The sequence below is a fragment of the Trueperaceae bacterium genome (genome assembly GCA_036381035.1).
In the GTDB taxonomy this organism is placed as follows: domain Bacteria; phylum Deinococcota; class Deinococci; order Deinococcales; family Trueperaceae; genus DASRWD01.
In genome coordinates this window covers 16,451-31,674 of sequence record DASVDQ010000077.1, presented here as the reverse complement: position 1 = coordinate 31,674, position 15,224 = coordinate 16,451, and the positions used below count along the sequence as shown (strand labels likewise).

Annotated in this window: 11 protein-coding genes; 5 read left to right on the top strand and 6 right to left on the bottom strand. The window is 73.5% G+C overall.

Features of this window, described 5'->3' with window-relative positions; genetic code table 11:
- Positions 1–582 (top strand): cyclic nucleotide-binding domain-containing protein (locus VF202_09270; GenBank protein HEX7040290.1); only part of this gene is annotated, 582 nt, incomplete at its 5' end.
- A 9-nt stretch (positions 583–591) separates the two neighbouring features.
- Here VF202_09270 and VF202_09265 read toward each other — a convergent pair.
- Positions 592–2,037 carry a serine hydrolase domain-containing protein gene (locus tag VF202_09265; GenBank protein HEX7040289.1) on the bottom strand — a complete coding sequence of 482 codons (1,446 nt, stop codon included), beginning with the start codon at positions 2,035–2,037 and terminating at the stop codon, positions 592–594.
- Positions 2,038–2,270: 233 nt separating this feature from the next.
- Between VF202_09265 and VF202_09260 the strand changes: the two genes are divergently transcribed.
- From VF202_09260 to VF202_09245, 4 genes are all read left to right on the top strand, one after another.
- Positions 2,271–2,990: a TetR family transcriptional regulator gene (locus VF202_09260; protein HEX7040288.1), complete on the top strand. Its 720-nt coding sequence runs from the start codon at positions 2,271–2,273 to the stop codon at positions 2,988–2,990.
- Positions 2,987–3,904: an ABC transporter ATP-binding protein gene (locus VF202_09255; GenBank protein HEX7040287.1), complete on the top strand. Its 918-nt coding sequence runs from the start codon at positions 2,987–2,989 to the stop codon at positions 3,902–3,904. The genes VF202_09260 and VF202_09255 overlap by 4 nt, the downstream gene beginning before the upstream one ends.
- Positions 3,901–5,547: a hypothetical protein gene (locus VF202_09250; GenBank protein HEX7040286.1), complete on the top strand. Its 1,647-nt coding sequence runs from the start codon at positions 3,901–3,903 to the stop codon at positions 5,545–5,547. Before VF202_09255 ends, VF202_09250 begins: the two co-directional genes overlap by 4 nt.
- 92 nt (positions 5,548–5,639) lie before the next feature.
- Positions 5,640–6,122 (top strand): DUF2249 domain-containing protein, encoded by a 483-nt coding sequence (locus tag VF202_09245; protein HEX7040285.1) that lies wholly within the window; start codon positions 5,640–5,642, stop codon positions 6,120–6,122.
- A gap of 78 nt (positions 6,123–6,200) precedes the next feature.
- Here the strand turns inward: VF202_09245 and VF202_09240 are convergent, their stop codons facing one another.
- The 5 genes from VF202_09240 to VF202_09220 form a co-directional block, all read right to left on the bottom strand.
- Positions 6,201–7,043, bottom strand: coding sequence for a carbohydrate ABC transporter permease (locus tag VF202_09240; protein ID HEX7040284.1), 843 nt, complete (start codon positions 7,041–7,043; stop codon positions 6,201–6,203).
- Positions 7,043–7,972 carry a sugar ABC transporter permease gene (locus VF202_09235; protein ID HEX7040283.1) on the bottom strand — a complete coding sequence of 310 codons (930 nt, stop codon included), beginning with the start codon at positions 7,970–7,972 and terminating at the stop codon, positions 7,043–7,045. The genes VF202_09240 and VF202_09235 overlap by 1 nt, the downstream gene beginning before the upstream one ends.
- Positions 7,973–8,096: 124 nt before the next feature.
- Entirely contained in the window at positions 8,097–9,287 is a 1,191-nt protein-coding gene (locus VF202_09230; protein HEX7040282.1) for an extracellular solute-binding protein, read from the bottom strand.
- A gap of 248 nt (positions 9,288–9,535) precedes the next feature.
- Entirely contained in the window at positions 9,536–11,455 is a 1,920-nt protein-coding gene (locus VF202_09225) for a hypothetical protein (protein HEX7040281.1), read from the bottom strand.
- Positions 11,456–11,461: 6 nt separating this feature from the next.
- On the bottom strand, positions 11,462–15,217 hold the full coding sequence (locus VF202_09220; GenBank protein ID HEX7040280.1) for a pre-peptidase C-terminal domain-containing protein: 3,756 nt from the start codon (positions 15,215–15,217) through the stop codon (positions 11,462–11,464).
- Between the last annotated feature and the right edge of the window lie 7 nt (positions 15,218–15,224).

The following is a 15,224-nucleotide window of genomic DNA, read 5'->3' as shown; positions in this document are numbered from 1 at the left end:
GCCGCTCCCGGACTGCGCCACACCCGCGCGGCCGCGCCGGAGGACTTCGCGGCCCTGGCCGCGCGCCTGCCGGCCATGGGCGCGCTCACGCCCGCCGAGCTCAGGGAGCTGGCCTCCTCCACGCTCGTGGCCGAGGCCCCGGCCGGACACGTCATCGTCCGCACGGGGGACGCGAGCGACGCCGGCTACTTCATCGTCTCGGGCCGCGCCGCCGCCGGGCGGGACGAGAACGGCGGCTACAGGGTGCTCGAGGTGCTCAACGCCGGCGACTTCTTCGGCGAGATCGCCGCTCTCACCGGCGTGCCCCGCACGGCCCAGGTCGTGGCCGTCGAGGACACCACGCTCATCCAGGTGCCGGCCGCCGTGCTGCGGCGCATGTCCGCGCGGCCCGAGCTGAACCGCCTGTTCCTCTCGAAGATGACCGAGCGCATGCTGCGCATGGACATGGTCGACCTGCCGCGCTTCGGCGGCCTGGGCAGCGACACGATGCGCGCGCTGCGCACGCCCCAGGCGCCACCCTCGCGAGCGGACGGCCAGCCGCCGGAGCGGGGCGACGGCGCGGCCTTCGAGCCGGCGCCGTGAGGAGCTAGCTCAGCCGCGCCGCAGCAGCCAGCCCAGGCGGACGAGGGCGTTGACGGCCCCCAGCAGCCCGGCGACCCCGAGCCACGTCATCACGCCGATCGCGGAGCGGTACAGGGTGAGCAGGCCGAAGTACCGGCCCGTGGTCGCGACGCCGATGGCCGGCATCGCCAGGAACACGGCCAGCGGCATGAGCCTGCGGACGGCGCCGACGAAGCCGCGCCAGCCGGGGACCGTGCCGGCCCAGCGCTCCCACGCCGGCAGGCGGACCAGGCCGAGCACCCCGAGGGCCACGGCGAGGAGCGTCAGCGCCCCGACGACCAGGGACCAGTGCCGCACGCCGAAGCCGCCGGACGACGGCTCCTCGCCCAGCAGCAGCGCTACGACGCCGCCTTTCAGCCGCGGGAAGCCGGCCACGTCCTGGGCGACGCTGTGGACGTCGTAGAGCAGCACCACGCCGTCGCCCCGCTCCGGGAACAGCACGGCGTCGCCGGAGAAGGTCGAGAGGATGCCGTTGTGGTGCAGCATCGCCTCGCCGCCGCGCTCGCCGACGAACCAGCCCATCGCGTAGTCGGCGCCCTCGGTCGGCGACAGCACGGGCGCCAGCGCCTCCTCGGGCACGACCTGCTCGCCGCCCAGGCGTCCACGTCCGGCGAGCATCGCCAGGTACCTGCCCATGTCGGCGGCGGTCGTGACCACGCCGGCGTGACCGGCGAGGAACCCGGTCTCCTCGCCAGAGGCGACCGGGAAGCCGTAGGCGAGCAGGTGCCCGCGGGCCAGGCCCGGAACGCCGCGCCGCAGGTCGTCGGAGCTCGTGATGCTCTCGGTGTCCTCCATGCCGAGGGGCTCGAAGACGTGCGCCCGCAGGTAGTCGGAGAACGGCTCGCCGCTGACGACCTCGACGAGGCGGGCGAGGACCTCGTAGTTGGCGTTGAAGTAGTGGAACTCCGTGCCCGGCTCGGCGACGGGCCGCGCCCGCGCCATGGCCGCCACGCGCCCCTCCAGGCTCCGGGGGAAGCCCGTGCGCTGGTCGCGGAAGCCGGCGTCGCCCAGGCCGCTCCGGTGGTTCAGGAGCTGGCGGACGGTGATCCTCCCCGCGACCTCGGGGTCGGCGACGGTGAACCCGGGCAGGTACCGCCGCACGGGGGCGTCGAGGTCTAGCCGGCCCTGCTGGGCGAGCTGGAGCACCGCCAGCCCCGTGAACGACTTGCTCAGGGAGGCGACCAGGAAACGCGTCCGCGGCGTGACCGACGCCCCGTCGCCGGTCCGGCCGTAGCCCTGCGCGTAGACGACCTGGCCGGCGCGCACGACCGCCAGCCCCAGGCCGGGCACGCCCTGCGCCCGCATCTGCGCGGCCACGAAGGCGTCGACGGCCGCGACGTCGAGGCCCGCCTGCGCGGCGGCCAGCTGGCCCACCGCCAGGACGTTGGCCAGCAGCAGCGGCCATGCTCTGTGCATCCTCCCTACCTCCTCCGCCCCGGTCGTCGAGCGTCGGCCCCGCCCGGCGCGTGAGGCGTACATGATGTCCGGCTCGGGGCGCCGCGGGCCGGAAGCCTCGGCGACCGCCGCCGCACGGGGCGCCCATGCCGCCCGGCGCACCCCGCCGGGCCGAGAGGAGTTTGGTACCACGTCACATCCTGTCGAACGTCGTTCAGTATACTGAACGGCGTTTAGGGAGGGACGGTGGAGCGATGACCGGCAGGGGAAGCGAGGCGGGAGGCGGTCGCCCCCGCCCGGACGACCTCACCGCCCGCGCGCGCATACGAGACGCGGCCATCCGCCGCTTCGCCCGCGACGGGTTCGCCGCGACGAGCGTCAAGGACATCGCCGCCGACGCCGGCGTCTCGGCGCCCCTGGTGATTCACCACTTCGGCTCGAAGGACGGCCTGCGGGCGGAGTGCGACAGGCACGTGAACGAGCTGGTGTGGGAGATGAAGCGCCGCCTGGCCGACGCGGCGATCGCCGACCCGCTCGACGCCGTGAGGCGGGCGCGGCCCGGCCTGCCCCTCCTCGAGTACCTCGCCGTCACCCTCGCCGACGGCTCGGGGCACGTGGACGAGCTCGTGGACGCGATGGTCGAGGAGAGCCTGCGGACCATGGAGGACGCCCAGGCGCGCGGGCTCGTGAAGCCGACGGCGGACCCCCGCGCGCGGGCCGTGGTGCTGACGCTGTGGCAGCTCGGGGCCCTGGTGCTGCACCGCCACGCCAGGCGGCTCCTCGGGGCCGACCTCACCGGCCCCAGCGAGGCGACGCTCCGCTGGTGGCTGCCCGCCGGCGAGGTGCTCGCGCACGGGGTGATCAGCGACGAGATCTACGCCGAGCTGCGGGCGGCGGCCGAGCGGCTGGGGGTGGGCGGAGGCGGCGCCGACGGGGCAGGCGCGCCCGCCGCGGCACAGGAGGTTGGCAGATGACTCAGTCAGCGGTCTCCGTCAGGGGGCTGGAGAAGTCGTACGGCCGCACCCCGGCCCTCACGGGGCTCGACCTAGAGGTGCGCCGCGGGGAGGTCCACGGCTTCCTCGGACCGAACGGCGCGGGCAAGACCACCACGCTCCGCATCCTGCTGGGCCTGCTGCGGGCCGACGCCGGCACCGCGACGGTCCTCGGCATGGACCCGTGGCGAGACGCCGTCGCGCTGCACCGCCGCCTGGCCTACGTGCCGGGCGACGTCGAGCTGTGGCCGAACCTCACGGGCGGCGAGGCGATCGACCTCATCGGCAGGCTACGCGGCGGCCTCGACCGGCGCCGGCGCGACGAGCTGTGCCGCCGCTTCGACCTCGACACCACCAAGCGGGGCCGCAGCTACTCGAAGGGGAACAGGCAGAAGGTGGCGCTGGTGGCGGCGCTCGCCAGCGACGCCGAGCTGCTGGTCCTCGACGAGCCGACTAGCGGCCTCGACCCGCTCATGGAGGCCGAGTTCCAGGCGCTGATGAGGGAGGCGAGGGCCGAGGGGCGCACGGTGCTGCTGTCGAGCCACATCCTCGCGCAGGTCGAGGCCCTGGCCGACCGCGTGTCGATCATCAGGGGCGGCCGGGTCGTGGAGAGCGGCACCCTGGCCGAGCTGCGCCACCTCACGCGCACGACCGTGCTGGCGGAGGTCGAGCGGACCGTCGACGGCCTGGAGTCCCTCCCCGGCGTGCACGGCCTGGAGGCCGAGGGAGGCAGGGTGAGGTTCGAGGTCGACGCCGAGCACCTCGGCGAGGCCGTGACCGCGCTGTCCCGCCTGGGCGTGCTGTCGCTCGAGAGCCGCCCGCCCACCCTCGAGCAGATCCTGCTGCGCTACTACGACGGCTCGTCCGCGCGGTCGGAGGGAGCCGCCGCGTCGTGAGAGGCGCCACGCTGGCCGTGCCCGTCGGGTCGCGGGCGCCGTCCTCCGGCGCGCTGACCGGCACGGGCGCCCTGCTGCGCTTCGGCCTGCGGCGGGAGCGGTGGGGCATCGTCGCCTGGGCGCTCGGCATCGCCCTGACGACCGCCGCCGTCCCCCTCAGCTACGTCGAGCTCTACCCCACCGCCGCGGAGCGCAACCTCATCGGCGCCGCGCTGTCGACGCCGGCGGCCGTGGCGCTCATGGGCGTGAACCGCTCCCCCGGCGACTACCACTACGGCGCCATGACGGCCCACCAGATGCTGTTCCTCACGGCGATCCTCGTCGGCGTGATGAGCGCGCTCATGACGGTGAGGCACACGCGCCAGGAGGAGGCGACGGGCCGCGCCGAGCTGGTGAGGTCCGCCCCCGTGGGCCGGCTGGCGCCGACAGTGGCGGCGCTGCTCACGGTCCTCGTCGCGAACCTCGCCGTGGGCCTCGCCCTCGCCCTGGCGCTGGGCGCCACCGGCGTCGAGGGCGTCGACTGGCCCGGCTCCTGGCTCTACGGCGCCGCGCACGTGGCCGCCGGGCTCTCCTTCGCGGGCGTGGCGGCCCTGGCCAGCCAGGTCTACGAGAGCCCGCGCGGTGCCGTGGGGGCGTCGCTGGCGGCCATCGGCCTCGCCTACCTGCTCAGGGCGGCGGGCGACCTCGCCGGCAGCGGGCTCTCGTGGCTGTCGCCGCTCGGCTGGGCGCAGGCGACGGGCGCCTTCGCCTACGACAGCTGGGCGCCGCTCCTCCCCGCGCTGGCCTTCGTCCCCGCCACGCTGCTGATCGCCCAGGCGCTCGCCGAGCGCCGCGACCTCGGCGCCGGCCTGTGGCGGGCGCGTCCGGGACCGGCCGAGGCGAGCCGCGCGCTGACCACGCCCGCCGGCCTGTCGTGGCGCCTGCTGCGCGGGACGACCCTCGGCTGGGCGTCCGCCGGGCTCGTCATGGGCGCGATGTACGGGGCGTTCCTCGCCGACGTCGAGTCGATGCTCGGCACCTCTGGCGTCCTCCGGCAGATGCTGCGCCTGGGGGGCGGCATCGACCCCGTCACCGCGTTCGCGTCCCTCATCTCGGCCGTGATGGCCGTGATCCTGGCGGCCTACACGGTGCTCGCGATGTCGCGTCTGCGCGGCGAGGAGCTGGCGGGGCGCGCCGAGGCGCTGCTCTCCACCGCCCTGGCGCGCGGCCGCTGGCTGGCCGGCCACGCCGCCGTCGTGGCGTTCGGGTCCACCCTGGTGCTGCTGGCGAGCGGGCTCGGGCTGGGGCTGGCCGGGTCGGCTTCCCTCGGCGACCTCTCGTGGCTGCCGCGGCTGACCGCGGCCGGCGTCGCCTACGCCCCCGCCCTCTGGGTCGTGGCCGGCCTGGCCGCGCTCCTCTTCGGCGCGGCGCCGTCGGCGCTGCCCGCGACGTGGGGGCTCGTCGGCCTCTCGTTCGTCGTCATCTACCTCGGCGGCCTGCTGCAGCTCCCCGCCTGGCTGCGCGCCGTCTCGCCCTTCGAGGCCGTGCCCGGCTACCCGCTGGAGCGGATGTCCGCCTGGCCGCTGGCCGCGCTCACCGCGGTGGCGGCCCTGCTCGTCGCCGCTGGCGCGGCGGCGTTCCGCCGGCGCGACGTGCCGAGCTGAGAGCTCCTCGGCAGGCGTCGTGGTGGTCGATCGCGTCCGGGGCTCGACCTAGGTCTTGGCCGCCCGAGGCGGGCCCCGGCTAGGCTCGCCGCATGAGCGCTGACCCGACGTACGCGATCAAGCCATCCGAGCCCCCGGTCCTCGACCCCGAGGCCGCGCTCTTCCGCCTGAACCGGCTCTTCGACCGCTCCTTGCGCGCCCTGGGCGACGCGGGCCAGGCGGACGCGGCCTGCGAGCTGGCGGCGCAGGGCTGGAAGCTCCTCCGCATCGGCTGGCCCCAAGAGGGCGACCGCCTCAACGGCACCCTCCACTACCTCACGAGGACGCCGAAGCGCTCGCAGCGAGCGAGGTCGGAGGAGCTCGACGTCAGGCACCTGCCCCCGGCCGAGCGACACCGGGTGATCTTCGAGTCGTGGCGCTCGCTCGAGCCCGGTGGCGGCTACGTGCTCGTGAACGACCACGACCCGAAACCGCTCTACTACCAGTTCGCCGCCGAGCACCCGGGCGAGTTCACCTGGCAGACGCTGGAGGAGGGCCCGGAGGTGTGGCGCGTGCGGATCGGCAGGGTGCCGTAGGGACAGGCCAGGGAGCGCAGCCCTCCAGCCGTGGGCGCCCTCGCCCGGGCTCGTCTGGGCCCGGGAGCGCAGTCCGCCTCAGCCCTTGACGGCCCCGGCGGTGAGGCCCGCGATGAACTGCCGCGACATCAGCACGTAGATGACGAGCAGGGGGAGGCTCGCCAGGAGCATGCCGGAGAAGACCAGGCTCCAGTCGATGAGGTGCTGGCCGAAGAAGATCTGCATGCCCAGCGGGATCGTGCGCCAGGTGGGGCTGGGGAGGAAGAGCAGCGGGAAGAAGAAGTCGTTCCACCACGGCACCACGTTCACGATCACGACCGTCGCCAGGCCGGGCCGCACGAGCGGCAGCATGATGCGCCAGAAGATGCCCTGCTCGCCGGCGCCGTCGATGCGCGCGGCGTCCTCGAGCTCGCGCGGCAGGTTGCGGAAGAACACGCTGAGGAGGAACACCGACATCGGCATGCCGCTGGCCGTGTAGGTGAGGATCAGGGAGAACGGCGTGTCGATGAGCCCCAGGTCGCGCATCAGGATGTAGAGAGGGAGTATGCCGAGGCGGATGGGGATCATGATGCCGGCGAGGAAGAAGAGGAACAGCGGCCCGCGCAGCCTGAAGGTGTAGCGCGCCAGCGCGTAGGCGGCGGGCGCCGCCGTGAGGAGGAGCAGGACGGCCGAGGACCCGGTGATGAGGAGGCTGTTGCGCAGGTAGAGCCCGAAGTGCGCGCGGTCCCAGGCGGTGCGGAAGCCGCGCGTCGTCCACTCCTCGGGCAGGCCGAAAGGGCTCCTGAAGATCTCGGGGGTCGTCTTGAAGGCCGTGAGGACCATCAGCACGATCGGGTAGAGGAAGACGGCGGCGAGGAGGGCCAGCAGGACGTAGACGGCGGCCCGGCGCCAGGCGCTCTGTCCCGCTCCCGCGCCGAGCATCAGTACTCCGTCTGGCTGCGCGTCATGAAGCGCACCCCGAAAGTGGAGGCGATGCCGATGATCACGAGCATCAGCACGCCGATCGCGGCGGCGATGCCGATCTGCCCCGGCTCCCCGCCCGTGGTCGGGTCGCCGAAGGCCGTGCGGTAGAAGAACGTCGCCAGCAGGTCCGTCGAGTAGGCGGGCGGGCCGGACGCGCCCTGCATGACGAAGACGAGCTCGAAGGCGTTGAAGTCCCAGATGAACGTGAGGATCGTGACCATCGCCAGGCTCGGCAGCAGCAGCGGGAACGTGACGTGCCTGAAGAGCTGCCACGCGCCGGCCCCGTCGACGACGGCGGCCTCCTCGAACTCCCTGGGGATCGCCTGGAGCGCGGCCACGTACACGAGGATCGGGAAGCCCAGCCACGCCCAGGCGTTCACGAGGATGACGGTCGTGAGCGCCGAGTCGCTCTGCCCCAGCCACGGGCGCACCCAGCCCTCGAGGCCGAGGCGGCGCAGCGCCTGCGGCAGGGCGCCCCAGTTCGGGTTCAGCAGCATGCGCCACAGGAAGCCAACGACCACGAGCGAGAGCGTGTGCGGCAGGAAGTAGGCGGCCTGGAAGAACGAGAAGCCGCGCAGCTTGCGCGCCAGCAGGACGGCCACGAACAGGCCCAGTGTCGTCTGGATCAGGAACGTCAGGCCGAAGAAGAGCGCGTTGTGGCCGAGGGCCCGGAAGAAGCGCTCGCTGTACGGCCAGCGCGTGAGGACCGTGACGAAGTTCTGCAGCCCGACGAACCCCCGGCGGACGAGGCCGTCCCAGTCGAACACCGAGAACGAAAGCGAGGAGACGAGCGGGTAGGCCATGAACGCCCCGTAGATGAGGAGCGCGGGCCCCAGGAACACGAGCAGGTGCCCGTTCCTGTTCCACCAACGTCTCGGTCTGCTCATCCGGCCTCCCGCAGCCGCAAGGGGGCTCCGACCGCCGCCGCCGACCCCCGTGTCCTCTCGGCCATCATGGCAGCGCCCGGCCGCTGAGACCGGGCGCGCCACGGAGCACGGGCCTAGCCGCCCGCTAGAAGTCGAACCACTCGGCCACGCCGCGCTGGATGTTCGTCACGGCCTCCTCGACGGACTTGTCGCCCGCCAGGACGGCCTGCATCTCGTTCTGCAGCAGCGTGGAGCCGCTGGGCTGGCCGAAGCGGAACGCCGTGAGCATCAGGTACGGGGTGCCGGCGTCGTTCATCAGCCCGACGAGCTCGGAGAGGTCCTCGCTGCTGGGCGTCACGGCCGGCACGGCCGAGATCTGCTGCAGCTCGTCGGTGAACATCTGGCCGTACTCCTGCGAGGCCAGGAACTCGATGAACCTGAGGGCCTCCTCCTGGTGCGGGCTGGCGGCGTTGATGCCATACGAGCCGTCGACGTAGTAGGAGATCCGGCCGTCGCCCGGGGCGTCGCCCGGCACGGGGAACGCGCCGATCCGCAGGTCGGGGTTGAGCTGCCTGAGGGTCCCGAGCTCGTACGACCCACCGATGAACATGCCGGCCTGCTCGAACGCGAACATGCTCTGCATGTCGGTGTAGGCGACGCCCATGTAGTTGTCGGCGAGGTAGGGCTCCAGCTCGACCATCTTCTCGAGCGCCGCCGAGAAGCGCGGGTCGGTGAAGTCGGTCTCGCCGCTTGTGATGGCCTGGAAGAACTCGTCGCCGCCGTAGAACGTGGGCCCGACGCCGCCGAACAGCGTCTCGACCGTCCACGGCTCCATGGCGCCGTTCGCCAGCGCCTGGTAGCCCGCGTCCTTGAGGGCCTGGGCGACGGCGAGGAACTCGTCCCAGGTCTGAGGCTCCTCGAGGCCGAGCTCCTCGAAGATCCGCTCGTTGTAGAGCACCTGGACGGTCTGCAGCGCGAACGGCACGCCGTACACGCCGCCGTCGGCGCGGTTCGTGGCGCCGGCCAGGATGCCGGGGTCGAAGTCGGCGAGGGCCGGGACCTTGTCGTCGAGCCGCACGAGGTAGCCGGCCTGCGCCAGCGGCTCCATGCCGCCGTAGGCGCGCAGGTGGACGATGTCGGGGCCCCCGCCGCCCTGCAGGGCGGTCGCGAGGATCGTGTTGTACTCGGTGTTCAGGTAGGGGGTGAACTCGACGTCTATGTCGGGGTTCTCCGCCCTGAACGCCTCGATGAACTTCTCGTAGGCCGCGACGTCCTCGGTGCGCCAGCTCCAGAAGGTCAGGGTCGTCTGCGCCATCGCTCCGGCGGTGAACGCCATGGCGAGCAAGGCTACGAGCGGTCTGAAACCACGCATGAAGCACCTCCCGCTGCTAGTGCCCGCCCCGGGCGGTACCGGAGCGGACGGCTTGACGAAGCGCCACGAGGGTACCAGTCCTGTACCACTTGGTCAACGACGGAAGTCCTGGAGCTGGAACACGTGCGCGCCGGCCGCTCGCTAGCGTCGGGCCCCTCTGTCTCCCCCTCCGGCCGGACGCCCCGACGTGGCCGGCGCCGGCGCGCCAGGGCCTACTCCGCCCGACCCGCCCTCGGCAGCGGCACCGGCTCCGTCTCCTCGTCGATGCTCAGCAGGAAGGCCCTCAGCGCCTCGCGGTCCGCGGGGCTCAGCGGGGCGCCCGCGTGCTCCGCGTTCGCCAGCACGTCCGCGACGTCCCGCGCGCTGCCGTCGTGGAGGTACGGCGCGCTCGCGTGCAGGCCGAGCAGCGTGGGCACGTCGAAGCCGTGCTCGCCCAGGACGTCGGCGGCGGGGTCGTAGGTACCCACTCGGCGCAGCGCGCCGACGACCTCCAGGGAGCCGTCCGGCGCGAGCGTCCCCACGGGGCCGGGCAGGCTGCTGACCGTCCAGGCGGGCCCGCCGTGGCAGCCCGCGCAGCCGCTCTCCTCGAAGACCACGCGGCCGGCGGCGACCTCCGCGGGGTCCGGCGCGGCGGCGCGAGGCACCCGGATGCCGTGCAGCACGAAGGCCGCCAGGGCGTCGAGCTCCTCCGAGACGCCGCCGTTGGCGCTGCCCAGGAGGCGGTTCGCGGCGCCGGGAGCGAGCCCCACGCCGCCCATGAGCGTCTCGATGTCGCCCTCCACGTCCTGCAGCTCGTCGCGGGTGGCCGAGGCGTGGAACGGGGCGCTGCCCTCCAGGCGCCACAGCGGCATCGTCTGCCGCGGGCCGTCGGCCATCTGCCACGTGGTGCCGTCGCTGCCGCCGTCGGGGTGGCACGAGGCGCACGACAGCCAGCCGACCCGCGACAGCCGCGGGTCGACGGCGCTGTTGAACAGGCGCGCGCCGAGGATCGTCTCGGGGTCGAGGGTCTCCGGCGTCACCCGGACGCGCGCCAGCTCCGGCCGCCCCACCGTGTCGGCAAGGTCCAGCACGCTCACGTCGCGCGAGAGGTGGTTCATCACGAAGGCCCGGGAGCCGGAAGGGTCGAGGACTATGCCCCGCGGGTTGCTCCCGACGGCCCAGAAGCCGATGAGCCGCGGGGCGGCGCCGCCCATCATGTCGATGCCCATCACGACGTCGCTGCCGGCGAGCGCGACGTAGGCCCTGCGGCCGTCCGCCGTGACCGCGACGGACCTGGGGAAGTTGACCGGGGTCGAGAAGGCGGGGTCGTTGAGGTGGAGGGTGCTCGCGCCGCCCCCGCCCGGAGGCAGCGGCACGCTCGTGAGGCCCGCCGAGACCGTGCCGTGGAACACGGCCGGCGGCTCGGGGCCGTCGAGGAGGTGGGCGACGTAGGCCCTGTCGTCGGTGAGGGCGAGGCCCTCGAGCACGTTGGGGAAGCCGAAGTCGTGCGGCTCGATGACGGGCTCGCTCAACAGTCTCCCGTCCGCCGTCATGACGGAGAGCCGGGCCAGCTTGCCGTCGTCTCTCCCCTCCCGTCCGCCGGGCGCGAGCGCCGCCAGACGGTGGGTGACGACGAGGGTCTCGTCGCCGTCGTCGGCGTCGCCGTCGTCCGTCACGCCGACGGCCCAGGGATAGCGTCCCACGGGGACGCGCCTCACCACCCGCCGGGAGGCGAGGTCGACGACAGCGACCTCGTCGGCGCTCGAGACCGTCACGTAGGCGAGCCGGCCCGAGGGCGACAGCGCCAGCCCGCCCGGCTCGGGTCCGACCGGGACGTCGGTCCGCTCGCCCGCCGCGAGCAAGGTGAGGCTGCCGTCGCGGCGGTTCATGACCACGATCGTGCCGGAGGGGGCGACGGCCACCGACCACGGCTCGCGGCCCACGCCGATGGGCTCGCCGGCCGCGAAGGTGGCGGCGTCGAGCGCCGTCACCGTGTCCGCGTCGGGGTTCACGACCCAGACCGTCCTCCCGTCCGGGGACATGGCGATGGGGCTCGAGACGCTCGGCACGCCGTCGGCCGAGGGGGTCGGGCCGGGGGGCGGCGAGCACCCCCACAGCCCGACCAAGAGGAGCGAGAGCAGGCGCTTCCTCACGGGAGGTCAAGGCTCCTCGACCGTCACCGTGTAGACGCCCAGCACGCTGTCGAGCCCGAAGAAGTCGTCGTAGAGAGGCAGCACCTCGAGGACGTAGGCGTCCGTCTCGGGCAGGCTGTAGTCCCCTGTCTGCGCCGTCCGCGTGGTGTTGCTGGTGAAGGCCTGCCGCCAGACCGTCCCGTTGAAGAACGCGGTGCCGTCGTCCTGGCGCAGGTAGAGCCTGGCGTTCAGCGAGCCGCTGGGGTGGTCGAGGACGAAGTTGCGGACGTCGCCCTGCGTGCCGTCGAACCGGTAGAACCGGCGCTCGCCGACGACCGTGAGCTCGCCCGGCACGTCCAGCGGCAGGGTGCCGAGGTCGAGGGGAGCGGGCGGCTCGATGAGGCTGAGGCCCACGGTGTAGGCGCCCGCGGCGTCCGTCCGGCCGTCCACGACGATCGTGTAGGTGCCGCCATCCCTGAAGACGAGCCTGGTGGGTCCCGTGTCGGCGTAGTCGAAGGTGGCGCGGGAGACCACCACGGCGCCGCTCGGGTCGTAGACGGTCAGGTCCGCCACGCCGCTCCCCGGCCCGCTGACGCTGAAGCCGTCCTCGGCCAGGAGGGCCGCGTTCACGACGTCGCCCTCCTCGGCCTCGAAGGCGAAGACGTCGAAGCCGTACGGCTCGATCTCGGCCGCCGTGTTGCTGTCCAGGTCCACGGTCACGACCTCGGGAGCGAACACTGTGAGGTCGTAGGGACCGAGGAAGCTCTCCACGCCGTAGCTGGGGTGGTAGGTGGAGTCGACCTCGAGGTAGTAGGTGTCGGTAGCGGGCAGCCGGAACACGCCGGACTCGCCGGTGCGCGTGGTCGGGTAGGTGCCCACGGACCGGCGGATCGCCCCGTCGAAGAAGTCCTCGCCGGTGTCCTGGCGCAGCCACACGTAGGTGGTCAGGTCGCCGGCGGCGTGGCTCATGACGAGGTTGACGGCGTCGCCCTCGTCGCCGCCGAAGCTGTAGTAGTCGTAGTCGCCGACGACGTCGATCTCGCCCGCGACGGCGATCGACGGCGAGGCCAGCGTCAGCGGCGTGGGCTCGGCGATCGCCGCCAGGCCCAGCGTGTAGGCGCCCTCCGAGGCGCCGGTGCCGTCGACCTCGATCGTGTATACGCCGCTGCTCTCGAGCCTGAGGACGCCGGTGTGCCCGAACGTCGAGCCGCCGCCACGGCCTACGAGCTCGCCGTCCGGGTCGAAGAGGCTCACGTAGGCCGCCTCGCCGACGCCGAGCTCCTCGGACAGGAAGGCCACGTTGACGACGTCCCCCGCCGCGGCCTCGAAGGAGAAGCGGTTGCCGTCGTAGGGCTCGAGCACGGCGGGCGTGTTGCTCTCCTGCTCCAGTGGGACGGGGTCGCCCAGCGCGAGGAGGCCCAGACGGAAGCCGCCCGTCGCGCCGGTCGGGCCGCTGACCTCGACGACGTAGACGCCGTCCGCGGGGGCGGTGAAGAGGTCGGTCTCCGCGACGGTCTGCGATGCGACCGAGCCCTTGACCAGGTCGCCCGAGGGGTCGTAGACGCGCACGTGCGCGGGGCCCGTGAGGCTCTCCCCGAGCAGGACGACGTTCAGGCGGTCTCCCGCGGCACCGTCGAAGGCGTAGAGCTCCACGCCGTCGAGCGTCCCCGCGACGTAGCCGTCGTACTCGAGCCGCGGGAGGTCGGGTCCGGCGCCGCCCCCCTCGCCCGTGAAGTCGAAGAACATGTACGTGGACTCGCCCGTCCCCGGTCCGACGCCCTCGAAGGTCCTGGTCTCGCCCATGACGGTGTCGGTGGCGACGGCGGTGAAGGGCTGACCTGCCGGTATGAACGGCACGAAGAAGTAGCCCGCCGCGTCCGTGCGACCGGTGAAGGGCGAGCTGTAGGCGCCGGAGAACACCTTGACGATCACGCGTCCCGGCACCTGGCCGGCGACCTGCGCGGGGAACGCCCCCCTCAGCCCCGGCCCACCGCCTCCCGTGGGCGCGTCGCCGCAGCCGTTGCCGCCGGGCGGGGGCGCGCTGCCCATGCCCGTCGTGCCGCCGCCACCGCCTCCCGCCGAGGGCGGGCAGGGCGGGGGCGGGGGAGGCTCGCAGGACTGGGCGGGCCCGATGCCTGCGGAGCTGGGGCAAGGCTCGTCGCAGGGGTCGACGAACGTCTCGACGGCCCTGGTGGTGAGGTACAGGGCGGCGGCCGCGGCGCCGGCCACCGCGGCAGCCAATCCCAACGCCGGTGACGCCGGGTTGAAGATCAGGGACGCGGCGCCGAGCAGCGCGGCCGCGGCGCCCAGGTCGGCCGAGAAGTCCTTGAGGAACTTGGCCGCCTCGGGGTCGTAACAGACCTGCTGGGGCATCAGCGACGCCCGCCGGAGCGCCGGGTCCGACGCCGCCGAGCCGCGCAGGAACAGCGCGAGGTCGGTGAAGACCTCGTCGACGTAGGCCCGGACCTCGGGCCTGGGGTCGTTCCGCAGCTCGTCGAGGAGCCCCCGCACCGCGTCGAGCCTGTCCAGCGCGTCCCTGGCGGCGCGGGAGACCTCTTCGACGTCGGAGTCGGCCGCGTCGCCGAGCGCCGCGTCGGCCGAGGACAGGAAGCCTTCGATGACCTCGTCGGCGGGCCGGTCCAAGGGCTCCGGCTCCTGCACGACGACGTCGATCGGCCCCACCTCGGAGCCGGTGCTCTCGTTGCGCAGCGTCAGTGTCGCCGGGCCTGCCGGCAAGGGCGGGACCCTCACCGCGAAGAGCTGCGACCCGTTCGGCGCCAGCGTCACCTGGCCAGGGAGCTCGACCTCCGTGCCGTCGACTGACGAGCGGAACGTCGCGGTGTTGGCGAAGACCGAGGCGGCGTTGAAGCCGGATACCTCGATCTCGATCCGCGTGCCCGGCGGCGCGCTCAGCCCGGCCTGCAGCCTGCGTATCGACCGCGTCCCCGCGGGGCCCATGACCGTAGCCCCGCCGACCTGCACCGGCGGCACGGGGTCGGAGATCACGTCGCCGTTGGGCGCGACGGTCGCCGTGTTGACGACGACCAGCTCGCCGATGCCGTCACCGTCGCCGTCGGGCGCGATCGCGTAGTTGACCACGGCCTGGCCGGGCTGCACCATCGGACCGAAGCCGCCGGAGCTGACCATCAGGGCGCGGTCGAGCGGCTGGCTCGACGAGACCTCCTGCGCCCCCAGGAACGTGATGCCCAGCGCGTCGTAGTCCACGCCCGTCTCCTGCTTCACCTCGTCCTTCGTCCGCGACTCGAAGCTCACGCTCGCGCCCTGCGCCACGCCGGGCGGGATGCTCAGCGTGCTCATGGCGCCGCTCTCCTCGGTCGTGCCGAGGACGGCCCCGCGCGCCCCCACGGTCGCGCTGCTCTGGGGGTCGGGCACGTTCGTGACGGTCACGGTCCGGGTCGAGGTCCTGCCGTCCTTGCCCCTCACGGTCGCCACGAGCTCCAGGTCGCCGGCGGGATGCTCGGCCGGGACGAAGAAGACCCTGAAGGCGTCCTCGCCCGGCGCGTCGGCCTCGAGGGGCGTGCCGTCGACGGTGAAGGACACGCTGGCCACCGCGCTCGGGTCCAGGGCCTGCACCGCGAAGAAGGTCGGCCCGGCCACGAGCGCGCCGTCGCTCGGGCTGCTGATGACGAACTGGGGGCCGGAGCCGCCTCCCGGCGGCGGCGGTGGCGGGGCCGGGGCCCCGCACGAGGTGAGGGTCACGGAGACCGCCAGGACGAACGCCATCGCCGCCCGCAGCGAGCCGGTCCATCTCTGCCTGCTCATCCCATCC

Coding starts and splice junctions, on each gene's coding strand:
- VF202_09265 (HEX7040289.1), bottom strand. CDS start 2,037: ATGCACAGAGCATGGCCGCTGCTGCTGGCCAACGTCCTGGCGGTGGGC.
- VF202_09260 (HEX7040288.1), top strand. CDS start 2,271: ATGACCGGCAGGGGAAGCGAGGCGGGAGGCGGTCGCCCCCGCCCGGAC.
- VF202_09255 (HEX7040287.1), top strand. CDS start 2,987: ATGACTCAGTCAGCGGTCTCCGTCAGGGGGCTGGAGAAGTCGTACGGC.
- VF202_09245 (HEX7040285.1), top strand. CDS start 5,640: ATGAGCGCTGACCCGACGTACGCGATCAAGCCATCCGAGCCCCCGGTC.
- VF202_09240 (HEX7040284.1), bottom strand. CDS start 7,043: ATGCTCGGCGCGGGAGCGGGACAGAGCGCCTGGCGCCGGGCCGCCGTC.
- VF202_09235 (HEX7040283.1), bottom strand. CDS start 7,972: ATGAGCAGACCGAGACGTTGGTGGAACAGGAACGGGCACCTGCTCGTG.
- VF202_09230 (HEX7040282.1), bottom strand. CDS start 9,287: ATGGCGTTCACCGCCGGAGCGATGGCGCAGACGACCCTGACCTTCTGG.
- VF202_09220 (HEX7040280.1), bottom strand. CDS start 15,217: ATGAGCAGGCAGAGATGGACCGGCTCGCTGCGGGCGGCGATGGCGTTC.